This window comes from Streptomyces sp. NPDC031111, assembly GCF_055570675.1.
In genome coordinates, this window is the sequence record NZ_JBVIGS010000001.1 from 670450 (window position 1) to 695241 (window position 24792).

The following is a 24792-nucleotide window of genomic DNA, read 5'->3' on the forward strand; positions in this document are numbered from 1 at the left end:
CGGCTGCACTTCTCAAAGGGTGGCACTCAGTGCCATCTCTTGATCGTTCATCGAGCGAAATCAGACGTGGCGATTGCCGCTCATGTGAGCGCTCGGGAGCGGTTGAGGGCGTTGATGCGTTCAAGAAGTGAAAACACTCGGCCGTCGTGGCTTGCCAAGCTTTGACTTTCGATCCGCTGGCGGACGAGTGGTTACAGGCGCATGACGCACAAGTGGACGTACCCAGGCGCCTTTGATCTGGGTACATTCCTCGCCGTCAGGGCAGCCACCGCGTCCTCGAGGAGTCGAGACCCGTGTCGGAAAACAAAGATCCCCACGTAGCGAAGTTCGTTTACGACTTCACCGAGGGCAACAAAGAGCTGAAGGACCTGCTCGGCGGCAAGGGTGCCAACCTCGCCGAGATGACCAACCTGGGCCTTCCCGTCCCGCCCGGCTTCACCATCACCACCGAGGCCTGCAAGGTCTACCTCGACAGTGGCGAGGAGCCGACGGCACTGCGTGACGAGGTGAGTGCGCACCTCGACGCCCTCGAGACGACCATGGGCAAGAAGCTGGGCCAGGCCGACAACCCCCTCCTCGTGTCGGTCCGCTCCGGGGCGAAGTTCTCCATGCCGGGCATGATGGACACCGTCCTCAACATCGGCCTCTCCGACAAGTCCGTGCAGGGACTGGCCAAGCAGGCCGGCGACGACCGGTTCGCGTGGGACTCCTACCGGCGCCTCATCCAGATGTTCGGCAAGACCGTTCTCGGCGTCGACGGCGAGCTCTTCGAGGACGCGCTGGAGGCGGCGAAGGCGGCCAAGAACGTCACGGTCGACACCGAGCTGGAGGCCGCCGACCTCAAGAAACTCGTCACCAAGTTCAAGAAGATCGTCAAGACCGAGGCCGGCCGGGACTTCCCGCAGGACCCGCGCGAGCAGATGGACCTCGCCATCAAGGCCGTCTTCGACTCCTGGAACGGCGAGCGCGCCAAGCTCTACCGCCGCCAGGAGCGCATCCCGCACGACCTGGGCACGGCCGTCAACGTCTGCTCCATGGTCTTCGGCAACCTCGGCCCGGACTCCGGCACCGGCGTCGCCTTCACCCGTGACCCCGCCTCCGGACAGCAGGGCGTCTACGGCGACTACCTCCAGAACGCGCAGGGCGAGGACGTGGTCGCGGGCATCCGCAACACCGTGCCGCTCGCGCAGCTGGAGCAGATCGACAAGAAGTCGTACGACCAGCTGATGCAGATCATGGAGACGCTGGAGAACCACTACCTGGACCTCTGCGACATCGAGTTCACCATCGAGCGCGGCCAGCTGTGGATGCTCCAGACCCGTGTCGGCAAGCGCACGGCGGGTGCGGCCTTCCGCATCGCCACCCAGCTCGTCGACCAGGGCCTGATCGACGAGGCCGAGGCCCTCACCCGCGTCAACGGCGCCCAGCTCGCCCAGCTGATGTTCCCCCGCTTCGACGAGGACGCGAAGGTCGAGCAGGTCGGGCGCGGCATCGCCGCCTCGCCGGGCGCGGCGGTCGGCAAGGCGGTCTTCGACTCGTACACCGCCGTGAAGTGGTCCCGCTCCGGCGAGAAGGTCATCCTGATCCGCCGCGAGACCAACCCCGACGACCTGGACGGCATGATCGCGGCCGAGGGCATCCTCACCTCGCGCGGCGGCAAGACCTCCCACGCGGCCGTGGTCGCGCGCGGCATGGGCAAGACCTGTGTCTGCGGCGCGGAGGAGCTGGAGGTCGACACCAAGCGCCGCCGGATGACCGTGCCCGGCGGGCACGTCGTCGAGGAGGGCGACGTCGTCTCCATCGACGGCTCGTCCGGCAAGGTCTACCTGGGCGAGGTCCCGGTCGTCCCGTCCCCGGTCGTGGAGTACTTCGAGGGCCGGATGCACCCGGGCGCCGACGACGCCGACGAACTGGTCGAGGCCGTGCACCGGATGATGGCCTTCGCCGACCGCAAGCGCCGGCTGCGCGTGCGCGCCAACGCCGACAACGCCGAGGACGCGCTGCGCGCCCGTCGCTTCGGCGCCCAGGGCATCGGCCTGTGCCGTACGGAGCACATGTTCCTCGGCGACCGCCGCGAGCTGGTCGAACGCCTGATCCTGGCCGACACCGAGGCCGAGCGCGAGGAGTCCCTGAAGGCCCTGCTCCCGCTCCAGAAGCGGGACTTCGTCGAGCTCTTCGAGGCGATGGACGGCCTCCCGGTCACCATCCGGCTGCTCGACCCGCCGCTGCACGAGTTCCTGCCCGACATCACCGAGCTGTCGGTCCGCGTCGCCCTCGCCGAGTCCCGGCAGGAGCCGCACGAGAACGAACTGCGCCTGCTCCAGGCCGTGCACCGCCTCCACGAGCAGAACCCGATGCTGGGCCTGCGCGGCGTCCGTCTCGGCCTCGTCATCCCGGGCCTGTTCACCATGCAGGTACGGGCGATCGCGGAGGCCGCGGCCGAGCGCAAGTCGGCCAAGGGCGACCCGCGCGCCGAGATCATGATCCCGCTGGTCGGCACGGTCCAGGAGCTGGAGATCGTCCGCGAGGAGGCCGACCAGGTCGTCGCCGAGGTCGAGGCGGCCACCGGCACCTCGCTCAAGCTCGCCATCGGCACGATGATCGAGCTGCCGCGCGCCGCGCTGACCGCCGGTCAGATCGCGGAGGCGGCGGAGTTCTTCTCCTTCGGCACCAACGACCTCACCCAGACGGTTTGGGGCTTCTCCCGGGACGACGTGGAGGCCTCGTTCTTCACGGCGTACCTGGAGAAGGGCATCTTCGGGGTGTCGCCGTTCGAGACGATCGACAAGGACGGCGTCGGCTCGCTGGTCTCCGCCGCCGCCAAGGCCGGCCGCGCCACCCGCCCCGACCTCAAGCTCGGCGTCTGCGGCGAGCACGGCGGCGACCCGGAGTCCGTCCACTTCTTCCACGAGGTCGGCCTGGACTACGTCTCCTGCTCACCGTTCCGGATCCCGGTCGCCCGACTGGAGGCCGGCCGCGCGGCGGTCACCTCCACGGGCAGCGACCACCGCTGAGCCGCCCCCCGCGGGGCACTTGAGCCCCGGAGCCGCTGTCTGTCACCCGACCACCCTCACCGATCGGCAGCGGCTCCGGACCACGAAAGAGAGGCGGGCACCCGTGCGGGGGTGCCCGCCCTCTCGCGTAATCTCCCGTCCCGGAACGTACGCAGCCGCCACGGCGGGGAAGACGGGGGACCACAGTGCCACTGGGCATACGCAGGAGCAGCATCAGGCCGCTGAGCGCCATGGGCGGGTACGCCGTCGACCCGTGGCGGTCGTTCCGGCGCACGGTCGGGGTGGTGCTCTTCGGGTGGGCCGCCGCGGCCGTCACCGCGGGGGCGTCCTACCTGGCACTGCGCTGGGTGTGGGTGCCCATCGCCGTCGGGGTCCCGCTGTGTCTGGCGTTCGCCGTGTTGCTGACGCTGCTGCATCGCGCGGGGTGGATCGCCCTGCTGTCCTTGTTGCCTGGGCTGTTCGTCCTCGTCGGGGCCGTCCAGTACGCGCCCGAGGCGGCGCTGGAGGTGCGCGGGGTGCGGGAGAGCGTGGTGATCGTGGCGGACAGCGTGGACGAGACGGGCGGCGACAACCACCGGTTCACGCTGCGTACGGCGGACGGGGAGGAACTGGAGGAGCGGCTCACCTACAACGGTGACAACTCCGGCCTGGAGGTGGGGGACCGGCTCGATGTCCTCCGCGACCCGGAGGGTGTGGCGCCCATGGAGCAGGCGGACGAGGTGGACGCCGCGGGGCGGCTGAGCGGTCTGATCGGCGGGCTCGTGGCGTGGACGCTGATGGCGGTCCTCGCCGGGCGGCGCGGGCATGTGCGGCGCCGGCGCGGGAAGACCGACTCCCTGCTGCTCTCCCTGTGAGCCGGGGAGCCGGTCCTCGGGCGGAACGGCGTCAGCGGGCGTCGTCGCGGCGCCTGCGGGCCGCGATCATCACGCCGCCGCCCAGCAGGACGACGGCCGCGCCGCCGGCCGCGATGTACGGGGTGGCGTTGCTGCCGCCGGTCTCGGCGAGGTCGGTGCCGCCACCCTGCTCCTCGCTGTCGGAACCGGTGTTCTCGGACTCCGTCTTGTCCTCGTAGGGCTTGAAGTCCGCCGGCGGCTGGTCGCAGCCGATGCCGTCGCCGTCGCGGTCGAGGTGCTTGCCGTAGTGAGGGCTGTCCGCGGGGATGTTGGCGTGCCCGTTCTCGTACGCCTCGGAACAGTTCTCGAACGGGGTGTTGCCGCCGTGGGCGACAGCGGTGGCCGGTACGGCGGTCAGGGCGAGCGCGGCGAGGACCGCGGCGGCGGCGGAGGTACGGAACGGGTTCATGGTGAAGGAGCCCCCCAGATCGGGCGATTGCGTGTGCTTGGTACGAGGGTGACGAAGCTACTGGGGGGCTCCTGTGGTGGGGGAGATATGAAGGACCTGTGATGTGAACGTGACGTGACCGGAGGGTAGCTCTCCGCTACGGCACTCCGATTACGAGCGGAACGGTCCCGTCACCTCGTAGGTGATCCCGCCGGACGAACTCCCGCTCGTCCCGCGCTGGCTGGAGAAGTACAGGCGGCTGCCGTCCGGGGAGAACGCCGGTCCGGTGATCTCGGAGGAGGACTGGCCGCCGATGCGCAGGAACGGGGCCACCACGTCGTCGGGGGTGATGACGCAGATCTCCATGTTCCCGCCGTCCTCGGCGACGAAGAGGTCGCCGGAGGAGGCACCGGTCACGTTGTCCACGCCGGTCAGGGGCGCCGTGCCGCCGGTCACGAGCGAGTCGTCGTAGGCGAGTTCGATGGTCTGGGCGGCCGCGTTGTACTGCCAGACGCGGTTGTCGCCCTTGGTGGTGAACCAGCAGGTGTCGTCCGCGTAGTAGCAGCCCTCGCCGCCGTTGAAGCGCTTGGCGCCGGAGACCTGGTAGCGGGTGGCGGTGGCGCCGGACGGGTCCGTCACCCGGGCCCAGCTCACCGAACCGCTGGTGCCGCTGCCCCCGACCAGCACCTCCAGCGTGCCGGAGGAGAGATCGCCCCACGTGGTGGGCCGGAAGCGGTAGAAGCAGCCGTCCGAGACGTCCTCGGTCAGATAGATCACCCCGCGCACCGGGTCGGCCGCCGCCGCCTCGTGCTTGAAGCGGCCCATCGCGTCACGGCGGACAGCCGCCTTCACGCCCCACGGGTCGGTCTCGTAGACGTACCCCCGGTCCACCTCCTCGCAGGACAGCCAGGTGTTCCACGGGGTCTTCCCGCCCGCGCAGTTCTGCCGGGTGCCGGACAGGACGCGGTACGCGCCCGTGATCGCGCCGGTCGCCGAGAACTTCACCGCGCTCGCGCCGCCCGACGGGTTGATCTCCGAGTTGGAGACGTAGATCCAGCCCGAGCCGTCGGCGTAACAGGCGCCGCCGTCGGGGGCGTTGTGCCAGGTGTACGACGTGCCCGCGACCCGCTGCCCGGAGCGCGCGATCACCCGGCTGGTGAACCCGGACGGCAGCCTGATCCCGTTCGCGTCCGCCGTCCCCAGCGGCCCGTAGGGGCCGGTGCCGGGCTGGGCCGGGGCGGCGTACGCGGCGCCGCGCCACAGGGTCCCGCCGAGCACGGCGGAGCTGCCGCCGACGGCGGTCGCACGAAGGAAGGTACGACGTTCCACTCTCACTCCAAGTGGCCGTGACCGTCCCGCCACCGGTCGGCGGCGGGGGCGTGCGGTCAGGGAACCTAGGGGTGCGGAGTGGACGCCTCATGGCCGGGGGAGTACCGGCGGATGACCATCCCGCGGGCGGCCGGGACGTCAGGCGGGGAGCGCCGGGACCTCGCGGGCCGGGGTGCGGGGTTCGTCCAGGATGCCGCCGTCCCCGGGCGGGGCCGCGGAGGGAAGGCTGATCACGGCGTCCAGGCCGCCGGTCGCCGCCGTGTGCAGGGCCGCCTCGCCGCCGCCGGCGTGGGCGAGGCGCTGGACCAGGGCGAGGCCGAGGCCCGTACCGCCCTTGGGGGCGCCCGGGGCGCGCCAGAAGCGGTCGAAGGCGCGGGCCCGCTGCTCGGCGGTCATCCCCGGGCCCTCGTCGGTGACGTGCAGGTCGACCCGGCACGGTCGGCTGTCGCGCAGGGCGCGGCGGGCCGGTGTGTGCAGCCGCAGTTCGATGGTGACCGAGCTGTCGGCGGGCGAGGCCCGCAGGGCGTTGGACAGCAGGTTGTCCAGGATCTGCTCGACGGCCCCCGGCACCGCGAGGACGGGCCCGACGCTGCCCGCGAACAGGACCAGGGACACGTCCTGCCGGGCGAACACCGGCAGCCACGAGGCGTGCCGTTCCGCGCAGACGGCGCCGATGTCCACCGGGACCGGGGTGGCGGCGCGCTCCTCCAGACGGGCCATCGCCAGCAGCGCCTCGACCATCCGGGCCAGCCGGTCGGTCTCGGTCAGCGCCGCCTCCAGGCTGCCCCCGGCGCGCGCGGAGACATGCGGCTCCAGGTTCTCCAGCCGCAGCCGCAGCGCCGCGAGGGGAGTCTTCAGCTGGTGCGACGCCTCGCCCGCGAACGCCCGCTGGGAGGCGAGCAGATGGGCGAGCCGCGCCGCGGTGCGGTTGAACGCGGCGGCCAGGCTCCGCACTTCCGGCGGACCCTTGGTGACCGGGACCGGCGCGAACCGGCCGCCGTCGGCCAACGCGTGTGTGGCGCGCTCCAGTTGCCGGATGGGCCGGCCCGCCCAGCGGGCGAAGGCGAAGCCCACCACGGCGATCGCCGTGAGCACCCCGAGCCCGCCGAGGCCGAGCAGCAGCCACACCTGGCGCACCCGCGCGTGGACCGTCCGCGTGGGCACCGTCAGCCACACGGCGGCCTCCGGCCGCTCCCCCCCGCCGACCGGGGCGGCCACGGACAGGTACTCCACCCCGCCGATGGTGGAGGTGCGGACGTCCACCGTCGACGTGCCCCGCAGCGCGGCCTCGATCCCCGGCCGGGAGGCCAGGGCGCGCACGGCGCCGGCGGTCAGCGGGTGCGAGGTGGCGAGCGGGGCGCCCGCGCCGTCGACGACCACCACCTTTCCGCCGATCCGCTCCGCGCAGTGCGCCACCCGCGCCATCAGCTCCCGCCGCGCTCTCCCGGTGGCCAGGGACAGCGCGGTGTACGCGGAGACCGACTCGGCCTCGTCGCGGGCCGCGTGCACCACCCGCTCCCGCTCCCCGCGCGAGTAGACGAACCCCAGCGGGATCTCCAGGCAGACCAGGACCAGCGCGGCCAGACTGAGGTAGCTGAGCAGCAGCCGGCGGGTCACGGGGAGCCCGCCCCGGCGGTCTCCGGCCGGGTGCGCACCGCCAGCCGGAAGCCGACACCGCGCAGCGTCCGGATCCACGCCGGGTGGCCCAGCTTCTTGCGCAGGGAGGCGACATGGACGTCCAGGGTCTTGGTCGGCCCGTCGAAGTGCGGGTCCCAGACCCGGTCCAGGATCTGCTGGCGGGAGTAGACCGCCCCCGGGTCCTCGCTGAGCAGCGCCAGCAGGTCGAACTCCTTGGGGGTGAGGGGGACGGCCGTGTCACCGACCCACACCTGCCGGGTGCGGCGGTCCACGACGAGCGGGCCGGGGGACGGCAGGGAGTCCGGCGGGGCCTCGTACGCCGTCGCGGGGGCGGGTTCGTAGGACGGGGGCTCTGGGGAGGGCGGCTCAGGGGCGGTCCGCGTGCGCAGGTTCCGCCGGGTCACGGCCCGCACCCGGGCCACCAGCTCCCGCACGCTGAACGGCTTCGCCAGATAGTCGTCGGCGCCCAGCTCCAGCCCCAGCACCCGGTCGGCCTCCTCCCCGCGGGCGCTGAGGATGACGATCGGCACCTCCGAGACCCGGCGGATGCCCCGGCAGACGTCGATGCCGTCCATGTCCGGCAGCCCCAGGTCGAGCAGGACGACGTCGCCGTACGGTCCTCTCAGCCCGTCGGCGCCCGTCGCGACGTGATCCACCGTCAGCCCGAAGTGCGCGAGGCCCTCGACGAGCGGTTCGGCGATCGTCTCGTCGTCCTCGACGAGCAGCACTCGTATGCCCATGTGTCCCGTCTCTTCCCGTGAAACCTGCTGGAAACAATCGCGGGCGGCAGGTTTTTCATTCCACCGCTCCGTGGTCGACACGCTACAAGAAGAAGGCATTTTCCGTCCGTCAGGAAAAAGAAAGTGACATTCCTGCCCGCGCCCTGGCCGCCGCTTTGCCTTCCGCTGTATCTGCCTCCTCTACGGTGAGGTGACCAGGCCGAATGTCCTACTCAGGAGGCACAGTTGAAGGCGCTGCTGAATCGTGCCCGCACCTTCGGGCGGCGGGCCGCATTCGAAAGTGACGCATATCGCAGTCTGGCCGACGGGCAATATCCCGAGGCGCTCGTGATTGCCTGCTCGGATTCCCGGGTCATTCCCGCGCTCATCACCGGCGCGCGCCCCGGAGAGATATTCGAGCTGCGGAACGCGGGAAACATCGTCCCGCCGTACGGACGCCCCGGGCCGTCCGGCGAGGCCGCCACCATCGAGTACGCGCTCCAGGTGCTCCAGGTTCAGGACGTCGTCGTGTGCGGTCACTCACACTGCGGAGCCATGGGCGCCCTGAAGTCCGGCGACGACCTCTCCGCGCTGCCGGGAGTCGACGCCTGGCTCCGACTGGCCCGCCCGGAACTGGCCTCCGTGCTCGAAACGGCCCCCGACGACCCGTCGCTGCCGGAAGTGGCCCAGGGCAACGTCGTCAACCAGCTGGCCGCACTGCGAAGTTACCCCGTGGTGCGGCAGCGGCTCGACGAGGGCCGGCTGCGGCTGCACGGCTGGTACTACGAGATCGACACCGGGAGCGTGTACGAACTCGACGACGACGGCGGCTTCCGGGTGCACGCCGTATGAGCGGGGCCCACGCACGCGGCAGGAGCGGCGGGACGGCCGCCAGGAGGACCGCTCCCCGGAAGAAGGCCGCCGGGACGACGGCTCGCCCGAAGGGCGGTCCCGCCACCGGTCTCACCACCGACATCGCCGCGTCCTTCGTCGTCTTCCTCGTCGCCCTGCCCCTGTGCATCGGCGTCGCCGTCGCCTCCGGTGTCCCGGCCGAGCTGGGGATCATCTCCGGAGTCATCGGCGGGCTGGTGGTCGGCGCGGCCCGGGGCAGCACGCTCCAGGTCAGCGGGCCGGCCGCGGGACTCGCCGCACTCGTCGCCGAGACCGTCGCGGAACACGGCGTGGCCGTGCTCGCCGTGATCGTCCTGGGCTCGGGACTCCTCCAGATCGTCCTCGGCCTGGTCCGTCTCGGCCGGATGTTCCAGGCGATCTCCGTCGCCGTCGTCCAGGGCATGCTGGCCGGCATCGGGCTGCCCCTGATGGTCGGTCAGGCCTACCCGATGGCCGACGCCAAGGCCCCCGGCACCCCCATCGAGAACATGGCGGGCCTCCCCGGACTGGCCGCCCGCGTCCTGACCGACCGGCAGGCGATGATCGCCGCCCTGCTCGGGGTCGTCACCATCGTGCTCGCCTTCGTCTGGAAGAAGGTCTCGGGCCCTGTCGGGAAGGTCCCGGCCGCGCTGGTCGCCGTCGGCCTCGGCTGCGCGGTCGCCGCGCTGCCCGGCGTGGACGTGCGGACCCTCCGCGTCGGCGATCTCCTCGCCTCGGTACAGGTGCCCGGACCCGCCCAGTTCGCCGAGCTGGCGAACGCGGCGGTCCTCACCTCCGTCGTCACCTTCACGGTGATCGCCTCCGCCGAGAGCCTGTTCACCGCCGCCGCCGTCGACCGGATGCACAGCGGACCGCGCACCCGGTACAACACCGAACTGATCGCCCAGGGAGCCGGGAACACCCTGGCCGGCCTGGTCGGCGCGCTGCCCATCACCGCGGTCGTCGCCCGCAGCTCCGCCAACGTCCAGGCGGGCGCCCGGACCCGGCTCTCGCGCACCCTGCACGGGCTGTGGCTGCTCGCCTTCGCGCTGCTGCTGCCCGGGCTGCTCGCCCTGATCCCGATCTCGGTGCTCGCCGGGGTCCTGGTGCACAGCGGGTGGAAACTGCTCGCGCCCGCCGAGTTCCCCAAGATGTGGCGCCAGGACCGGGGCGAGTTCGCCGTGATGACCCTGACCATGCTGGTCATCGTGGCGACCGCGCTGCTGGAGGGCGTGCTCGTGGGCCTCGCCGCCGGGATCCTGCTCGCCGCGCTGCGCATGTCGCAGACCGTGATCCGGCAGCACATCGAGGAGGACACGGCCAAGGTCGTCATGGCCGGCAACGCCACCTTCCTGCGACTGCCGAAGGTCATCGAGGCGCTGGAGGCCGCCGCCTCCTCCGGGAAGCCGCGGATCCGGCTCGACCTGACCGGCGTCACCCACCTGGATCACGCCTGCCGCAACCAGATCGAGGAGTTCACCGCCCAGCGGCGCGCCGGCGGGCTGCGGGTGGAGCTGCTGATGCCCGGCACATCCGGAGCGGGGACCGCCCCGGCCCCGGACGTGCCACCCCGGCAGCCCGCGCCCGACGCCGAGTGGTTCTACCTCGACACCCGGCCCCTTCCGGAGGAGTACGCCGGCCCCCTGGGGCCCGCCGTCGCTACAGCGGCACCGCCACCGCCGTGAACGTCGTCTCCGGGGTCTGCGGGCTGGTGAAGCGGGCGTTGACCAGGTAGAGGCGGTCGCCGAAGCGGGCGGCGGTGGCGGGGACGTCGAAGCGGGGATCGGTGATGGTGCGGCGCAGGGTCGCCGTCGTGGCCCGCGCGTCGAGGTCGAACACCGTGACCGCGTTCGAGCGGTTCTGCACGACGTACAGGGTGCGGCCGACACGGACCATGCCGTCGCCGTTGACCACGTTCTCCGCGCCGGACAGGGCGATGCGGGTGGCACGCCCGGTCCTCAGGCTCACCCGGTACAGCTCGCCCGGCGTGCTCTTGACCACGATCACATCGCGCCCGTCGGGGGTGCTCACGATGCCGTTGGCGTTGATGACGTCGGGCAGTTGCTCCCAGTCGCCGGTCAGCGGCAGGGCGCGGACCTCGCCGCCCCGGCGGCGCGGGACGCCGTAGAGGACCGCGTCACGGGAGTCGGTGAACCAGGCGCGGTCCCGGAAGAGGACGACGTCGTTGATGAACCGGCCGGTGGACTCGGTGAGCTGGTACGTCCGCTCCACCTCGCCGGTGCGGGCGTCCACCAGGCGCGCGGTGCCGCCCCCGCCGCCGGCGACGTAGAGCAGGCCGTCCCGGCCCAGCTTGAGGCCGATGGCCACGAGACCGGGGGCGCCCTCGTGGAGGACTCCGCCCTGTCCGGTGCGCAGGTCGGTGCGGTGGATCGCGCCGTTGGCGCGGGAGCCCATGTAGGCGTACGGCGCGCCGCCGATGGTGATGCCCTCGGGCAGCCAGCCGTCCGGCAGCGGGAACTCGGTCGGCCAGGCGTGGCCGCGGCCGGTGGCCTGTGCCGTACCGCTGCCGGCCGCCACCGCGAACGCGGCGACGGCGGCACCGCCGAGCAGGGAGCGCCGAGAGGGATGGATGTGCTTCCGGGTCATGGTCCGGGCCTCCGTGACGGATGGGGATGGGGCCTGAAACGTTCGGGGCAGAACCGATGTAACCCGATGGACCCGGCCCGCGGGCCGGAACGACCCGCACTCGACAGGAACTCGACAGGCCTTCGTCCGAGAAGCGGACGCCGGCCGGCGACCGCAGGGGGTCGCCGGCCGGCGCCGTCACTCCTGTCCGCCCGTCACCGGGCCCGCTCCCGGCGGGTCACGCCGCCTTCACCTCGTACGCCGTCACCCGTACCGTCTCGTCGTCCAGGCACTGGCCCGACTCCAGGTCGAAGCGCTGCTTCAGCAGCGGGGAGGCGACGAAGGGGCGGCCCTGGTGGGTGCCGGTCAGGCCGCGGGAGAGGACCGCCGCGCCGGTGAACGGGTCGCGGTTGTCGATGGCGTACAGCCGGCCGGTGCGGTCGGCGAAGACGGCGACCTGACGGCCGTCGGGGAGCAGCGCGGCCACTCCCCGGCCCGGGAGCAGCGTGCTCAGGTCGCAGACCGTGAACCAGTCGTCGGCGAGGCGCAGCCGGACCTTCAGATCGGTGGTCTCGAGGGCCAGGGTCATCGTGTGGCGCTTCCTTCCAGGATGTCGTCGGCAGGGCGCAGGCCGATGTTCAGCAGCGGCAGGTCGGGCTTCATCTGGTCGCGCTCGGGGACGAAGGCGACCACCGGGTCGGGGGTGTCGGGGGCGTTCACGAAGGACACGAAGCGGGCCAGCTTCTCCGGGTCGTTGATGGTCTCGGCCCACTCGTCGCGGTAGTGCGCGACATGGGCGGCCATCAGGGCCTCCAGCTCGTCGCAGATGCCGAGCGAGTCGTGGACGACGACGTCCCGTACGTGGTCCAGGCCGCCCGGGATCCGCTCCAGCCAGGTCGAGGTGCGCTCCAGACGGTCGGCGGTGCGGATGTAGAACATCAGGAACCGGTCGATCAGCCGGATCAGCTCGGCGTCCGAGAGGTCCTGCGCGAGGAGGTCCGCGTGGCGCGGGGTGGCGCCGCCGTTGCCGCCGACGTAGAGGTTCCAGCCGCTCGCGGTGGCGATGACGCCGAAGTCCTTCGACTGGGCCTCCGCGCACTCGCGCTGGCAGCCGGAGACCGCCGACTTGAGCTTGTGCGGGGAGCGCAGCCCCCGGTAGCGCAGCTCCAGGTCGATCGCCATGCGGACCGAGTCCTGGACGCCGTAGCGGCACCAGGTCTGCCCCACGCAGGACTTCACCGTGCGCAGCGACTTGCCGTAGGCGTGCCCCGACTCGAAGCCGGCGTCCACCAGCCGGGCCCAGATCACCGGCAGTTGCTCGACCCGCGCGCCGAACATGTCGATCCGCTGGCCGCCGGTGATCTTCGTGTAGAGGCCGAAGTCGCGGGCGATCTCGCCGATCACGATCAGCTTCTCCGGGGCGATCTCGCCGCCGGGGATGCGGGGCACGACCGAGTACGAGCCGTTCTTCTGGAGGTTGGCCAGGAAGTGGTCGTTGGTGTCCTGGAGGGCCGCCTGTTCGCCGTCCAGGACGTAGTTGCTGGCGCCGATCGTCGGGGCGAGGGAGGCGATGATCGAGCCGACCGCAGGCTTGCAGACCTCGCAGCCGTCGCCGCCCCGGGCGGACTCACGGCCGTGCCGGTCCAGCAGGTCCCGGTAGGAGGTGATGCGCAGGGCGAGGACGATCTCGTACAGCTCCTCGCGGGTCTGCGAGAAGCAGGCGCACAGGCCCTTGTCGACCTCGACGCCGCTGGCCTCCAGCTCGGCGTTGATCAGCTGGCCCAGCACCTTGACGCAACTGCCGCACGTCGTACCGGCCTTGGTGCACTTCTTCACCTCGGGCACGGTGGTGCACTTGTGCTCGGTGACGGCCTCGCGGATCGTGCCCTTGCGGACGTTGTTGCAGGAGCAGATGATCGCGTCGTCCGGCAGCGCGGACGGGCCGAGCTGGGCGGGCGCCCCGGCGCCGGCCGGCAGCACCAGCGACTCCGGCGAGACCGGCGGGACCGAGCCGGTGAAGGCCTTCAGCGTGCCGTACGCCTCCGCGTCGCCGACCAGGATGCCGCCCAGCAGGGTGCCGTCGCGGCCGATGACCAGCTTCTTGTACAGGCCGGCGCGGGAGTCGGAGTACACGACGTCCAGGCAGTCCTCGGCCGCGCCGTGCGCGTCGCCGAAGGACGCCACGTCCACGCCGAGCAGCTTCAGCTTGGTGGACAGGTCGGCGCCGGTGAAGGCGGACTCGTCCTCGGCGATGGTCGCGGCGACCGTCTCGGCCTGCTCGTAACCGGGCGCCACCAGGCCGTACACCCGGCCGTCGGCGGCCAGCGCGCACTCCCCGATCGCGAACACGTGCGGGTCGGTGACCGTGCGGCACTGCTCGTCGACCGCGATGCCGCCGCGCTCGCCGACGGTGAGGCCGCAGTCGCGGGCCAGCTGGTCGCGGGGGCGGACACCGGCGGAGAACACCACCAGGTCGGTGGCGAGTTCGGAGCCGTCGGACAGCTTCATGCCGGTGACGGCGCCGGAGTCGTCGGTCACGATCTCCTGCGTGCCCACACCCGTGTGGACGCTCAGGCCCATCTCCTCGATGGTGCGCAGCAGCGCCGCGCCACCGCCCTCGTCGACCTGCACCGGCATCAGACGCGGCGCGAACTCCACGATGTGCGCGTTGAGTCCGAGCCCCTTGAGCGCGCCCGCCGCCTCCAGGCCCAGCAGCCCGCCGCCGACCACCGCACCGGTCGTCGACTTCCGCGCGTACTCCTCGATCGCGAGCAGGTCCTCGATCGTGCGGTAGACGAAACAGCCCTCGGCGTCCTTGTTCGGCACCGGCGGCACGAACGGGTAGGAGCCGGTGGCCAGGACCAGGACGTCGTAGTCGACGACCAGACCCGAGCGGGCGGTCACCCGGCGCGCCTCGCGGTCGACCGTCTCCGCCGGGTCGCCGATGTGCAGCTCGATGCCGTGTTCCTCGATGAACGCCAGGTCCGTCATCGACAGGTCCTCGGGCGTCTTCCCCGAGAAGTACGAGGTGAGCTGGACGCGGTCGTACGCCGGGCGCGGCTCCTCGCACAGCACGACCACGCGGTGCGTGGCGGTCAGGCCGCGCGCGGCGAGCGCCTCCAGGAAGCGCTGGCCGACCATGCCGTGGCCGACGAGCACGATCGTGGGGGATGCCCCGGGGGTGGCGGTCATCAGGAGCCTCCATCATTGGTGAGCAGGTGGAGCAGGGGCCCGCCGTCGGACGGGAGCGGCTCTGCTCCCTCCCAGGCGCGCGCGAGGGCGCCGACGGTGCCGAGCTCGCCGACCAGGACCCCGCCGACCAGGCGGTCGTCGCGGACGACGACCTTGCGGTACGTGCCGCGGGTGGCGTCGGTGAGCTGCACGACGTCGTCGCCCGGCAGCGCCTCGGTCTCGCCGAACGCGGCCAGGTCGAAGGGGCTGTCCGGCCCGGTGAGGGTGAGCCGGGTCAGGGAACGGGTGCCGGTGTAACGGGAGTCCGCGTCCCCGGCGAGCAGCGCGGCGAGCGCGTCGGCCTGTTCCAGGGCCGGGGCGGCCAGCCCGTACACCGTGCCGGCGTGCTGGACGCAGTCGCCGACGGCGTGGATGTACTGATCGGAGGTGCGCAGCTCGTCGTCGACGACGATGCCCTTGCGGACGTCCAGCCCGGCCGCCTGCGCGAGACCGGTGCGCGGGTGCACCCCGCAGGCCAGGACCACGAGATCGGCGTCGAGGGCGTATCCGTCGGCCATCTCCACCGAGCGGACCGCCCCACCGACACAGCGCACGTCCCGCACCCGGCACTCGGTGTGCGTCTCCACGCCGAGGTCGGACAGATGCCGCTCGACGAGCCGGGACGCGGCCGGGTCCAGCTGGCGTTCCATGAGCCGCTCGGACTGCTGGGCGAGGACGACCTGCGCGCCGCGCACGGCGAGCGCGCGGGCCGCGGAGACCCCGAGCAGCCCGCCGCCGATCACCACCGCCCGCACCCCCGGCCGTACCGCCTTGGCCAGGCCCAGGCAGTCGTCCAGGGTGCGGAACGCGTGCACGCCCTCGGGCAGCTCGTGGTCCTCGGTGAACAGGCCGCGCAGCGGCGGCAGTACGGGGTTGGAGCCGGTGGCCAGCACCAGCCTGTCGTATGCGATCACCGAGCCGTCCGCGCAGACGACGGTGCGCCCGGCGCGGTCGATGCCGGTGACCCGGGCGCGGGTCAGCTCCGCGGGCGCCGGCAGGGCGATCACCTCGGGGCTGTAGCGTCCGGCCAGCACCTCGGCGAGCAGCACCCTGTTGTACGGGCGGTGCTCCTCCTCGCCGATCAGCGTCACGGGCGTGCCGAGCTCGCCGAGCCGCCGGGCGAGTCGTACGCCCGCGAGGCCGGAGCCGATCACCACCACACGCTCATTCGAGGTCATGCCCTTGAGCGTGCGGTGCGGGTGTTACCCGTCGGCATCCCTTCTGTTTCCCGCGCGGAACGCTGCCCTCAGCGGGGGAGCGCGGCGGATGTGAGGAGACCGGCACCGGTCGCAACCTCAAGTAACGCTCATCTTGATGGACGCACCATCTATCCCGTCCATAGGCTCACGCCCATGCCCGACATCTCCCTGACCACGGTCGTCCTGCTCTGTCTGGCCGCCCTCGCCGCCGGCTGGATCGACGCCGTGGTCGGCGGCGGCGGGCTGCTGCTCCTCCCGGCCCTCCTGCTCGGCCTCCCCGCCGGGACCCCGGCCGCGCACGCCCTGGGCACCAACAAGGCCGTCGCGATCGTAGGCACCACCGGTGCGGCCGTCACCTACGCCCGCAAGGCACCGGTCGACGTGAAGACCGCCGTGCGCATCGGCCTCGCGGCCCTCGCCGGATCGTCGGCAGGGGCCTTCTTCGCGGCGGGAATGAGCACCGAGGTCCTCAAGCCGGTGATCATGGTGGTGCTGCTCGCGGTGGCCGCCTTCGTGATCCTCCGCCCCGCCTTCGGCACGGCCCCCGCGACCGGCCCGGCGACCCGCCGCCAGATCCTCGCCGCGATCGGCCTGGCCGGCCTCGGCATCGGCTTCTACGACGGTCTCATCGGCCCCGGCACCGGCACGTTCCTCGTCCTGGCCCTCACCGCCCTGCTCCACCTCGACCTGGTCACCGCCTCCGCCACCGCCAAGATCGTCAACTGCTGCACCAACGCCGGCGCCCTCGCGACCTTCGCCTGGCAGGGCGCGGTGCTGTGGCAACTGGCGGCGCTGATGGCCGTGTTCAACCTGGCGGGCGGCACACTCGGCGCGCACACGGCCCTCAAGAAGGGCAGCGGCTTCGTCCGCGTCGTCCTCCTGACGGTGGTCTTCGCCCTGGTCGCGAACCTGGCGTACGAGCAGTGGCTGGCCTAGGGAGTGTCCGTCTCGGATCAGCGGGTGCCGGTCAGGTGGGCGTAGACGACGACGTTGCCCTCGTAGCCGGTCGTGCGTGACCAGGTGCCGCCGCAGGTGATGACCCGCAGTTCGGGGCGGGGTGCCGCGCCGTAGACCTTCTCGTCGGGGAAGTCGTCCGCGTGGTACACCTCGACGGCGTCCACCGTGAACACGGCGACACCGCCGTCGCGCCGGTCCACCTCGATGGTGCTGCCCTTGCGCAGCGCGCCGAGGGAGTAGAAGACGGCGGGGCCGTCCGCGTTGTCGACGTGGCCCGCGACGATCGCCGTGCCCGTCTCGCCGGGCGTGGTGCCGGCCTCGTACCAGCCGGCGAGGTTCGCGCGGTCGGCCGGGGGGACGTCGAGGCTGCCGGTCCGGGTCAGGCCGAGGCCGGTCAGGGGCGCGTCCACGTCGATCGCGGGGATGCGCACGCGTTCGGGCGGGGAGGGCGGCAGCGCGGGTGTGGCGGAACCGCCGGCGCCGCGGTGGTCGCCGCCGGAGCGGGCCTGGGCGGCGGACGGCTGCGGCGGCGCGTGGGTCCCGGTCGCGTCGCGCAGCAGCCACATCCCCGAGCACAGGGCGAAGACCGTGACGGCGGCTATCGCCGCGTTGCCCGGCCCCCGGGGCCGGCGGAACCTGTGGCGCATCACGGACTGACCTCATCTCGAGTCGGCCCCCGTACCCCCTCCGGGCCGCGAGGGGCGTCGGACCCGGAGGGGAGGGGACATGCGGTACCGGTGGGACGGGCAGCGGAGGGTGCCCGTCAGATCCCGTCGCCTCTCGCCCGGCGATGCAGGAGCCAGGTACCGCCCGCGGCGGCGACGGCGAGAGCCGTCACACCGGCCGCGGTCTGTACGGGGTCGGGGCCCAGCGCGCCTCCGACCCCCGTCTTCACACTCCCCCGGGGAGCCACCTGCTGTGCGTCGGGCGTCAGCGTGACCACCAGGTCACCGGCCACCCGCCGGTCGCTCCCGTCACACGTCGCGACGATCTCGTACGTCCCCGGCTGCGCGCTCGGCGGCACCTGGAACTGCCCGATCACGTCCCGCTCGCGCGCGCTCGGCGCCAGCGTGAACCGTCCGGCGCCCACGGCGGTGGCGTCGCCCGCCGCGAGTCCCCCGTCGCCGCAGCCCGCGGTGTTCACCGTGACCTGCGCGCCCGGCGAGACCGAGGACGGGTACACCTCCAGGCTCCCGGCCGACGCGCCGCCGTGCTCCCCGGCGTACGCGGGCGCGGCGAGCAGCCCCGCGGTGGCCACGGCGAGCGCGGTGCCGGTCATGCCGGTCAGCAGCCGGGCGGTACGTCGCATCGATGCTCCCTCGAGTCCGCGGAGGGGCACGGCCCGCGGCACCCCCATGTGCCGCCGTCGGACGCGTCCCTGCCCCTCCGAGGTAAGTGCCACCCGCGCCGTACCGCTCCCTGAGGGTGCGTCAGCAGGCGTGCCGAACGGGTGTCGCGCACACCCGGACGGCCCTCAACGCCCGCCGCGTTTCAGCAGGTCACCGGCGCCGCACCGATCCGGTCGGGGTACGGCGTCCGAAGGGTGCGCGGCACGGGGGTGAACGGGTGACCGGCGCCTCTGCGAGGATCTCGGCGTTCGGGGAGTTCGGAAGGTGGGGCGGGATGAAGGTGCGCACCGCGGTGCGGCTGACGATGTGGGCTGTCGTGCTCTGGGGGGTGTTCCAGACCGGCGGGGGATTGGTGCACGGCGGGCTGAGCAGCGACGTCGAGTGCGCCTGGGTCAACATAGGGCCGGACGGCGAGGAGCATCCCTCGCCCATGCAGCCCGGCGACCGGTGCCACACGCGCGGCGGCGAGGAGCGGACCTACGCGGAGCAGCGGGCCTACCAGCGCGCGGGGCGCGGCGACATCGTCACCGGGTCGTGGGTGCTCGGCGCCGGCGCACTCGGACTGGGCGCCCTGTCCCTCCAACGCCGCCTGTACGACGCCGGGTCGCCCCACCCGTGGGGTGTCCGCACCCGGCGGCTGCGGCGGCGCGGCTGACCCTCACCCCGCCACACCCCGCCGTCGAGCGGCTTCCCCCGCGCCCGCAGCCGGGCGGCGACGGCGGGTGCGGCGACGTACACCCACTCCTCATTACGGCTGCGGGCCGGTGGGGGCCGGTCGCGCAGTTCCCCGCGCCCCTTTCAGGGGCGTCCAGTGCACGTACCCAAAGGGGCGCGGGGAACTGCGCGATCAGCCCCCACCGCGCCGCAGTGGTCCCCGCAGCCGGCCCGGACGACCGGCGGAGCCCCTCTGCACCGAAGTGCCACCGGAGCCTTGCAGGAACGATTCTCACCCCTCACACACCCCCACATTCGCGCTATGGACATGACAGAAGCGCCCCACTTGAATCGCGGTCAACATCAGCGCCGCCCCGCCCCCCACCTGTATCGGGGCGCCCGTTCCAGGAGACCGCTTGAGCCCGATACGGCATGCCCGAGGAGCCCGTCTCGTCACCGCCGGCGTCACCGTCACCAGCGCCGCCCTGCTGGCCGCCGCACTTTCCCCCACCACCGCCGGAGCGGCCCCACACCCCACCCGCGCCACCGCGATATCCGACGCCGCGCAGATCCTCGCGGACCACGCCACCGCCCTCGGCATCACCGCCGCCCAGCGCACGAAGGTCCGCGACGTCGTCATCGACGAGGACGGCAGCCGGCACGTCCGCTACGACCGCACCTACCATCGACTCCCGGTGCTGGGCGGCGACTTCGTGCTCCACCTCGCCCCCGACGGCGGCTACCGCGGCGCCACCCGGGCCACCCGCGCCGCCCTCGACCTCCCCACCGTCACCCCGAAGCTCGCCGCCCCCAAGGCCGCCGACCTCGCGGCGAACGCCCTGCGCGCCGCCAACCTCGGCGAGACCCTCAAGAGGCTCACCGCCAAGCCCGAGCTGGTGGTCGACGCCCTCCACGGCACCCCCCGACTGGCCTGGCGCACGGACGCGGTCGCCCAGGACTCCCTCGGCAACCCGGTCGCGCACACCGTGCTCACCGACGCGCACACCGGCACCCGTATCGACGCCTGGGACAGCCTGGAGAGCGCCTCCGGTGATGGCAGGTCCCTGTACGGCGGCACGGTCCCGCTGGAGACGACACCCTCCGGGTCCGGATACGAGCTGAAGGACCCCACCCGCGGCGGCACCTACACCGGCGACGCGGGCAACAGGACCGACCTGTGCGTCCTCGTCGTCTGCCTCAACCGCGCCCAGGCCCCCGTCCTCACCGACGCCGACAACCACTGGGGCACGGGCGACACCTCCGACCGCGCCACCGTCGCGGTCGACGCGCAGTACGGCACCGACGTCACCTGGGACTACTACGAGGACGTCCACGGCCGCCGGGGCATCGCGGGCGACGGCAAGGGCTCGTACAACCGCGTGCACTACGGCAGCGACTACAACAACGCCTTCTGGGACGACCGTTGCTTCTGCATGACGTACGGCGACGGTGACGGCACCCAGATGGGCCCGCTGGTCTCACTGGACGTCGCCGGGCACGAGATGACCCACGGCGTGACGTCGAAGACGGCCGGCCTGACCTACTCGGGCGAGTCCGGCGGCCTGAACGAGGCGACCTCCGACATTTTCGCCACGCTCGTGGAGTTCCACGCGGCCAACGCCGAGGACCCCGGCGACTGGCTGATCGGCGAGAAGATCGTCCGGGACGGCTTCGGCCGCGACGCCCTGCGCTACATGGACGAGCCGTCGAAGGACGGCAAGTCGGCGGACTGCTGGGACACCTCGGTCAAGGACCTCGACGTCCACTACTCCTCCGGCGTCGCCAACCACTTCGCCTACCTGCTCGCCGAGGGCAGCGGCGCGAAGACCCTGGGCGGCGTCGCCCACAACTCCCCGACCTGCGACGGCTCCTCCGTCACCGGCATCGGGCGGGCCAAGCTCGGCCAGATCTGGTACCGCGCCCTGACGGTCCACATGACCTCCTCGACCGACTACGCGGGCGCCCGCACGGCGACCCTGAAGGCGGCCGAGGACCTCTACGGCGCGGACGGCACGGAGTACGCGGCGGTCGCGGCGGCGTGGAGCGCCGTCGGCGTGGACTGAACCCCCGTACGCCGGACCGGGGGCGGCGCGCTCACGGGCGCACCGCCTCCAGCCGTACCGCGCACGCCTTGAACTCCGGCATCCGGGAGGTCGGGTCGAGCGCCGGGTTGGTGAGGGTGTTGGCGCGGCCCTCACCGGACCAGTGGAACGGCATGAACACCGTGTCCGGGCGGATCGCGGTGGTGATCCGCGCCGGTGCCACCGCCCGCCCCCGCCGGGACACCACGGCCACCGGATCGCCCTCGGCGGCGCCGAGCCGCTCCGCGAGCCGGGGGTGCAGCTCCACGAACGGGCCCGGAGCGGCGGCGTTCAGCTCGTCCACCCGCCGGGTCTGGGCACCGGACTGGTACTGCGCCACCACCCGCCCGGTGGTCAGCAGCACCGGGTACTCGTCGTCGGGCTCCTCGGCGACCGCCCGGTGCGAGACCGGCGCGAACCGCGCCCGCCCGTCCTCGGTGGCGAACCGGTCGAGGAACAGCCGGGGGGTACCGGGGTGGACGCCCGCTCCGGGCTCCCCGGCTCCGGGCTCCCCGTCCGCCGGGCACGGCCAGAACACGCCGTTCTCCTCCGCCAGCCTGCGGTAGGTGATCCCGGAGTAGTCCGCGGGCCCGCCCGCGCTGGCCCGGCGCAGCTCCTCGAAGACCTCCTCGGGGTCGGTCGGGAAGCCCTTCTCCAGGTTCCGGTCACCGCCCAGCCGCGCGGCCAGCTCGTGCATGACCTCCAGATCGCTGCGGACGCCCTCCGGAGGGGTGATCGCGCGCCGCCGCAGCAGCACCCTCCCCTCCAGGTTCGTCGTCGTCCCCGTCTCCTCCGCCCACTGCGTCACCGGCAGCACGACATCGGCCAGCGCCGCCGTCTCCGACAGCACGACATCGCACACCGCCAGGAAGTCCAGCGAGCGGATCCGCTCCTCGATGTGCGCGGCGCGCGGCGCCGACACCACCGGGTTGGACCCCATCAGCAGCAGCGAGCGGATGTCCGTACCCAGCGCGTCGAGCAGCTCGTACGCGCTGCGCCCCGGCCCCGGCAGCGAGTCGGGATCCACGCCCCACACCTCGGCGACATGCGCCCGTGCCGCCGGGTCGGTCAGCTTGCGGTAGCCGGGCAACTGGTCGGCCTTCTGGCCGTGCTCGCGCCCGCCCTGGCCGTTCCCCTGCCCGGTCAGACAGCCGTACCCGGACAGCGGCCGGCCCGCCCGGCCCGTCGCCAGGCACACGTTGATCCACGCGCCCACCGTGTCGGTGCCCTTGGACTGCTGCTCGGGCCCGCGCGCGGTGAGCACCATCGCGGCCTCCGGCTCGCAGAACAGCCGTACCGCCTCCCGCAGTTCGGGCACGGACACGCCGGTGATGCGCTCCACGTACTCCGGCCAGTGCGCCATCGCGGCGGCCCGGGTCTCCTCCCAGCCGGCGGTGCGCTCCTGGATGTATTCCTCGTCGGTGCGGCCCTCGGCGACGATCAGGTGCAGCAGGCCCAGCGCCAGCGCGAGATCGGTGCCGGGGCGCGGTGCCAGATGGAGATCGGCCTGCTCGGCGGTCTTCGTACGGCGCGGGTCGACGACGATCAGCGTGCCGCCGTTCTCCCTCAGCTCGGTGAAGTACCGCAGCGAGGGCGGCATGGTCTCCGCCGGGTTCGACCCGACGAGGATCACGCAACCGGTCCTCGGGACGTCCTCCAGCGGGAACGGCAGCCCACGGTCGAGACCGAACGCCTTGCCGCCCGCCGCCGCGGCCGACGACATGCAGAACCGTCCGTTGTAGTCGATCTGCGAGGTGCCCAGCACCACCCGCGCGAACTTCCCCAGGCTGTACGCCTTCTCATTGGTCAGCCCGCCGCCGCCGAACACCCCGACCGCGTCCGCCCCGTACTCCGCGCTCGTCCGCGAGAGCCCCGCGGCGACCCGCCCCAGCGCCTCCTCCCAGGAGGCCGGGACCAGCGCGCCCTCCTCGGACCGCACCAGCGGCGAGGTCAGCCGCACGCTCGACGACAGCACCGCCGGCGCCGTACGCCCCTTCCCGCACAGCGCCCCCCGGTTCACCGGGAAGTCCGCACGCTCACTCACCTCGACGGTCGTCCCATCCGGGGCCGGCGTCAGATTCATCCCGCACTGCAACGCGCAGTAGGGGCAGTGCGTGGGCGTCACGGTGTTTCGCATACGGTTCAGGCTGCGTCCCCGGTGTTACGCGGCGCACCGACCGCTGTTACACCCCGGGTACGGCGACCTCCCCGCGGCCCGCGCGCCACGGTGAGGGCGTCATCCGACCGCCCGCGCGGACGCCTCCTCGAGCGCCCGCTCCACCCCCGGCTCCTTCGGTCCGAGGAAGCGCGGGTCGGGGCGGAAGACGGCGTCCAGCGCCGCCTTCCCCGCCGCGAGCACCTCCCGCACGCTCCCGTAGTACCAGGTGACGTCGTGCGGTTCGTCGACCCCGACGCCGTACGAGGAGACCCCGGCCGTCTCGCACAGGGCCACCGCGCGGCGGACGTGGAAACCCTGGCTGATCAGCACCGCCCGGTCCACGCCGAAGATCTTCTTCGCGCGGACGCAGGAGTCCCAGGTGTCGAAGCCCGCGTAGTCGCTGACGATCCGCGCGTCGGGCACACCGTGCCGGGTGAGGTACGCGCGCATCGCGTCCGGCTCGTCGTAGTCCTCGCGGCTGTTGTCGCCGGTGACCAGCACCACCTCGATCCGCCCCGCCCGGTACAGCTCCGCCGCCGCGTCCAGCCGGTGCGCGAGATACGGCGACGGCTCCCCGTCCCACAGACCCGCGCCGAAGACCACGGCGACCTCGTGCGCCGGCACATCGGCGGTACTGCGCAGCCGGTCGTCCGTCGTCACCCGCAGCCAGGCCGCCGGCAGCAGCGCGAGCACGCACACCGCCATCACCGACCGCACCAGCCGCCGCTGCCCCTTACGGGTACGCGGCAGACGCGGACGGCGCATGCTGAAACGGCGCATGCGGAAACTGCGCATCGGACGGGCCCCTCCCCGGTCGCTCCTCGACCATGAGAGACGCCCCGCCGCGCCTCCCGGTTCACCTCACACCCGACGCCGCCCACATCGTGAACCACCGGAAAACACCCGACACGCCCGCGCAACGGGAAGGCAACGTGCCGACGTCACGATCGCTGCATGACGGTGTACACCATGAAACCCCCCGCCCTCGTGGTCGTGGCCCACGGCAGCCGGGACCCGCGGGCGCTGAGCACCGTACGGCAGCTCCTGGACCGGGTCCGCGCACTGCGGCCGGGACTGCCCGTGCACCTGGGCCACATCGAGCTGAACGCGCCCCTGCTCCCCGACACCCTCGCCGAGCTGGACGCGCGCGGCACCGGGGCCGCCGTCCTCGTACCGCTGCTGCTCAGCCGGGGCTACCACGTCAAGCGGGACATCCCCGAGATGGCCGCCGGGGCACGGCTGCACACGCGCGTGGCCGCCCCGCTCGGTCCGCACCCCCTGCTCGTGGACGCCCTGCACGCCCGCCTCACCGAGGCCGGCTGGCGCACCCCGGAGGACGCGGCGACCCGCCGCGCGAGCGGGGTCGTGCTCGCCGCCGCCGGCTCCCGCGACCCCGAGGCGAAGGTCGACACCAACCGCACCGCGCGGCTGCTCGCCGAACGCCTCGGCGTCCCCGTCGTCCCCGCCTACGCCTCCGCCGCGGCCCCCACCGTCCCCGACGCCGTCCGCGCCCTGGCCGCACGAGGCCGCTCCCGCGTCGCCGTCGCCTCCTACTTCACGGCCCCCGGCCGCTTCGCCACGGAATGCGCGGCAGCGGCCCCGGGTATCGCCTCCGCCCCCCTGGCCACCCACCCCGCGATGGCCGACCTCCTCCTCCACCGCTACGACCAGACCCTGAAAACCCCGACCACCGCACCCGTGCAACTGGCGTCGGCTTCCTGAGGGG

General features: G+C 72.7%; 20 protein-coding genes. 8 read left to right on the forward strand and 12 right to left on the reverse strand.

What is annotated here, in order from left to right; translation table 11 throughout:
- Positions 1-293 precede the first annotated feature (293 nt).
- A complete protein-coding gene (ppdK, locus tag ACZ470_RS02965; RefSeq protein WP_468423816.1) occupies positions 294-3014 on the forward strand; it encodes a pyruvate, phosphate dikinase in 2721 nt (906 codons plus the stop codon).
- A 185-nt stretch (positions 3015-3199) separates the two neighbouring features.
- Positions 3200-3868, forward strand: a complete 669-nt coding sequence (locus ACZ470_RS02970) for a hypothetical protein (protein ID WP_468423817.1) — start codon at positions 3200-3202, stop codon at positions 3866-3868.
- 31 nt (positions 3869-3899) lie between these two features.
- Here the strand turns inward: ACZ470_RS02970 and ACZ470_RS02975 are convergent, their stop codons facing one another.
- The 4 genes from ACZ470_RS02975 to ACZ470_RS02990 all read right to left on the reverse strand — a co-directional run bounded on the left by ACZ470_RS02975 (position 3900) and on the right by ACZ470_RS02990 (position 8002).
- Positions 3900-4316: an LAETG motif-containing sortase-dependent surface protein gene (locus ACZ470_RS02975; protein ID WP_468423819.1), complete on the reverse strand. Its 417-nt coding sequence runs from the start codon at positions 4314-4316 to the stop codon at positions 3900-3902.
- Positions 4317-4466: 150 nt separating this feature from the next.
- On the reverse strand, positions 4467-5624 hold the full coding sequence (locus ACZ470_RS02980; protein WP_468423821.1) for an alkaline phosphatase PhoX: 1158 nt from the start codon (positions 5622-5624) through the stop codon (positions 4467-4469).
- Between the two features lie 138 nt (positions 5625-5762).
- Positions 5763-7241 carry a sensor histidine kinase gene (locus ACZ470_RS02985; RefSeq protein WP_468423823.1) on the reverse strand — a complete coding sequence of 493 codons (1479 nt, stop codon included), beginning with the start codon at positions 7239-7241 and terminating at the stop codon, positions 5763-5765.
- A complete protein-coding gene (locus tag ACZ470_RS02990; protein ID WP_468423825.1) occupies positions 7238-8002 on the reverse strand; it encodes a response regulator transcription factor in 765 nt (254 codons plus the stop codon). The genes ACZ470_RS02985 and ACZ470_RS02990 overlap by 4 nt, the downstream gene beginning before the upstream one ends.
- Before the next feature lie 225 nt (positions 8003-8227).
- On the opposite strand from ACZ470_RS02990, the gene ACZ470_RS02995 reads away from it, so the two are divergent.
- Both ACZ470_RS02995 and ACZ470_RS03000 read left to right on the forward strand, forming a co-directional pair.
- Positions 8228-8833 carry a carbonic anhydrase gene (locus ACZ470_RS02995; protein ID WP_468423827.1) on the forward strand — a complete coding sequence of 202 codons (606 nt, stop codon included), beginning with the start codon at positions 8228-8230 and terminating at the stop codon, positions 8831-8833.
- A complete protein-coding gene (locus tag ACZ470_RS03000; protein ID WP_468423829.1) occupies positions 8830-10536 on the forward strand; it encodes a SulP family inorganic anion transporter in 1707 nt (568 codons plus the stop codon). Before ACZ470_RS02995 ends, ACZ470_RS03000 begins: the two co-directional genes overlap by 4 nt.
- Here the strand turns inward: ACZ470_RS03000 and ACZ470_RS03005 are convergent.
- The 4 genes from ACZ470_RS03005 to ACZ470_RS03020 all read right to left on the reverse strand — a co-directional run bounded on the left by ACZ470_RS03005 (position 10511) and on the right by ACZ470_RS03020 (position 15846).
- The gene (locus tag ACZ470_RS03005) at positions 10511-11458 is read right to left on the reverse strand and encodes an SMP-30/gluconolactonase/LRE family protein (RefSeq protein WP_468423831.1); all 948 of its coding nucleotides are present in this window, start codon (positions 11456-11458) and stop codon (positions 10511-10513) included. The genes ACZ470_RS03000 and ACZ470_RS03005 overlap by 26 nt on opposite strands.
- 217 nt (positions 11459-11675) lie before the next feature.
- Positions 11676-12026, reverse strand: a complete 351-nt coding sequence (nirD, locus tag ACZ470_RS03010) for a nitrite reductase small subunit NirD (protein WP_468423833.1) — start codon at positions 12024-12026, stop codon at positions 11676-11678.
- Positions 12023-14629 (reverse strand): nitrite reductase large subunit NirB, encoded by a 2607-nt coding sequence (gene nirB / locus ACZ470_RS03015; RefSeq protein ID WP_468423835.1) that lies wholly within the window; start codon positions 14627-14629, stop codon positions 12023-12025. Before nirB ends, nirD begins: the two co-directional genes overlap by 4 nt.
- On the reverse strand, positions 14629-15846 hold the full coding sequence (locus ACZ470_RS03020) for an NAD(P)/FAD-dependent oxidoreductase (protein WP_468423837.1): 1218 nt from the start codon (positions 15844-15846) through the stop codon (positions 14629-14631). The genes nirB and ACZ470_RS03020 overlap by 1 nt, the downstream gene beginning before the upstream one ends.
- A gap of 174 nt (positions 15847-16020) precedes the next feature.
- Here ACZ470_RS03020 and ACZ470_RS03025 point away from each other — a divergent pair, with 174 nt between their 5' ends.
- The gene (locus tag ACZ470_RS03025; protein WP_217127402.1) at positions 16021-16803 is read left to right on the forward strand and encodes a sulfite exporter TauE/SafE family protein; all 783 of its coding nucleotides are present in this window, start codon (positions 16021-16023) and stop codon (positions 16801-16803) included.
- A gap of 17 nt (positions 16804-16820) precedes the next feature.
- On the opposite strand, the gene ACZ470_RS03030 is transcribed toward ACZ470_RS03025, so the two are convergent.
- On the reverse strand, positions 16821-17471 hold the full coding sequence (locus tag ACZ470_RS03030; RefSeq protein WP_468424052.1) for a class F sortase: 651 nt from the start codon (positions 17469-17471) through the stop codon (positions 16821-16823).
- A 116-nt stretch (positions 17472-17587) separates the two neighbouring features.
- Positions 17588-18133, reverse strand: coding sequence for a hypothetical protein (locus ACZ470_RS03035; RefSeq protein WP_468423839.1), 546 nt, complete (start codon positions 18131-18133; stop codon positions 17588-17590).
- 314 nt (positions 18134-18447) lie between these two features.
- On the opposite strand from ACZ470_RS03035, the gene ACZ470_RS03040 reads away from it, so the two are divergent.
- Both ACZ470_RS03040 and ACZ470_RS03045 read left to right on the forward strand, forming a co-directional pair.
- A complete protein-coding gene (locus tag ACZ470_RS03040; RefSeq protein WP_468423840.1) occupies positions 18448-18828 on the forward strand; it encodes a hypothetical protein in 381 nt (126 codons plus the stop codon).
- 415 nt (positions 18829-19243) lie between these two features.
- Positions 19244-20890 carry a M4 family metallopeptidase gene (locus ACZ470_RS03045; protein WP_468423841.1) on the forward strand — a complete coding sequence of 549 codons (1647 nt, stop codon included), beginning with the start codon at positions 19244-19246 and terminating at the stop codon, positions 20888-20890.
- 31 nt (positions 20891-20921) lie between these two features.
- Here the strand turns inward: ACZ470_RS03045 and ACZ470_RS03050 are convergent, their stop codons facing one another.
- Both ACZ470_RS03050 and ACZ470_RS03055 read right to left on the reverse strand, forming a co-directional pair.
- A complete protein-coding gene (locus tag ACZ470_RS03050; protein ID WP_468423843.1) occupies positions 20922-23045 on the reverse strand; it encodes a molybdopterin oxidoreductase family protein in 2124 nt (707 codons plus the stop codon).
- A 99-nt stretch (positions 23046-23144) separates the two neighbouring features.
- A complete protein-coding gene (locus ACZ470_RS03055) occupies positions 23145-23846 on the reverse strand; it encodes a SanA/YdcF family protein (protein WP_468424054.1) in 702 nt (233 codons plus the stop codon).
- A gap of 174 nt (positions 23847-24020) precedes the next feature.
- On the opposite strand from ACZ470_RS03055, the gene ACZ470_RS03060 reads away from it, so the two are divergent.
- A complete protein-coding gene (locus ACZ470_RS03060; RefSeq protein ID WP_468423845.1) occupies positions 24021-24788 on the forward strand; it encodes a sirohydrochlorin chelatase in 768 nt (255 codons plus the stop codon).
- Positions 24789-24792: the final 4 nt, after the last annotated feature.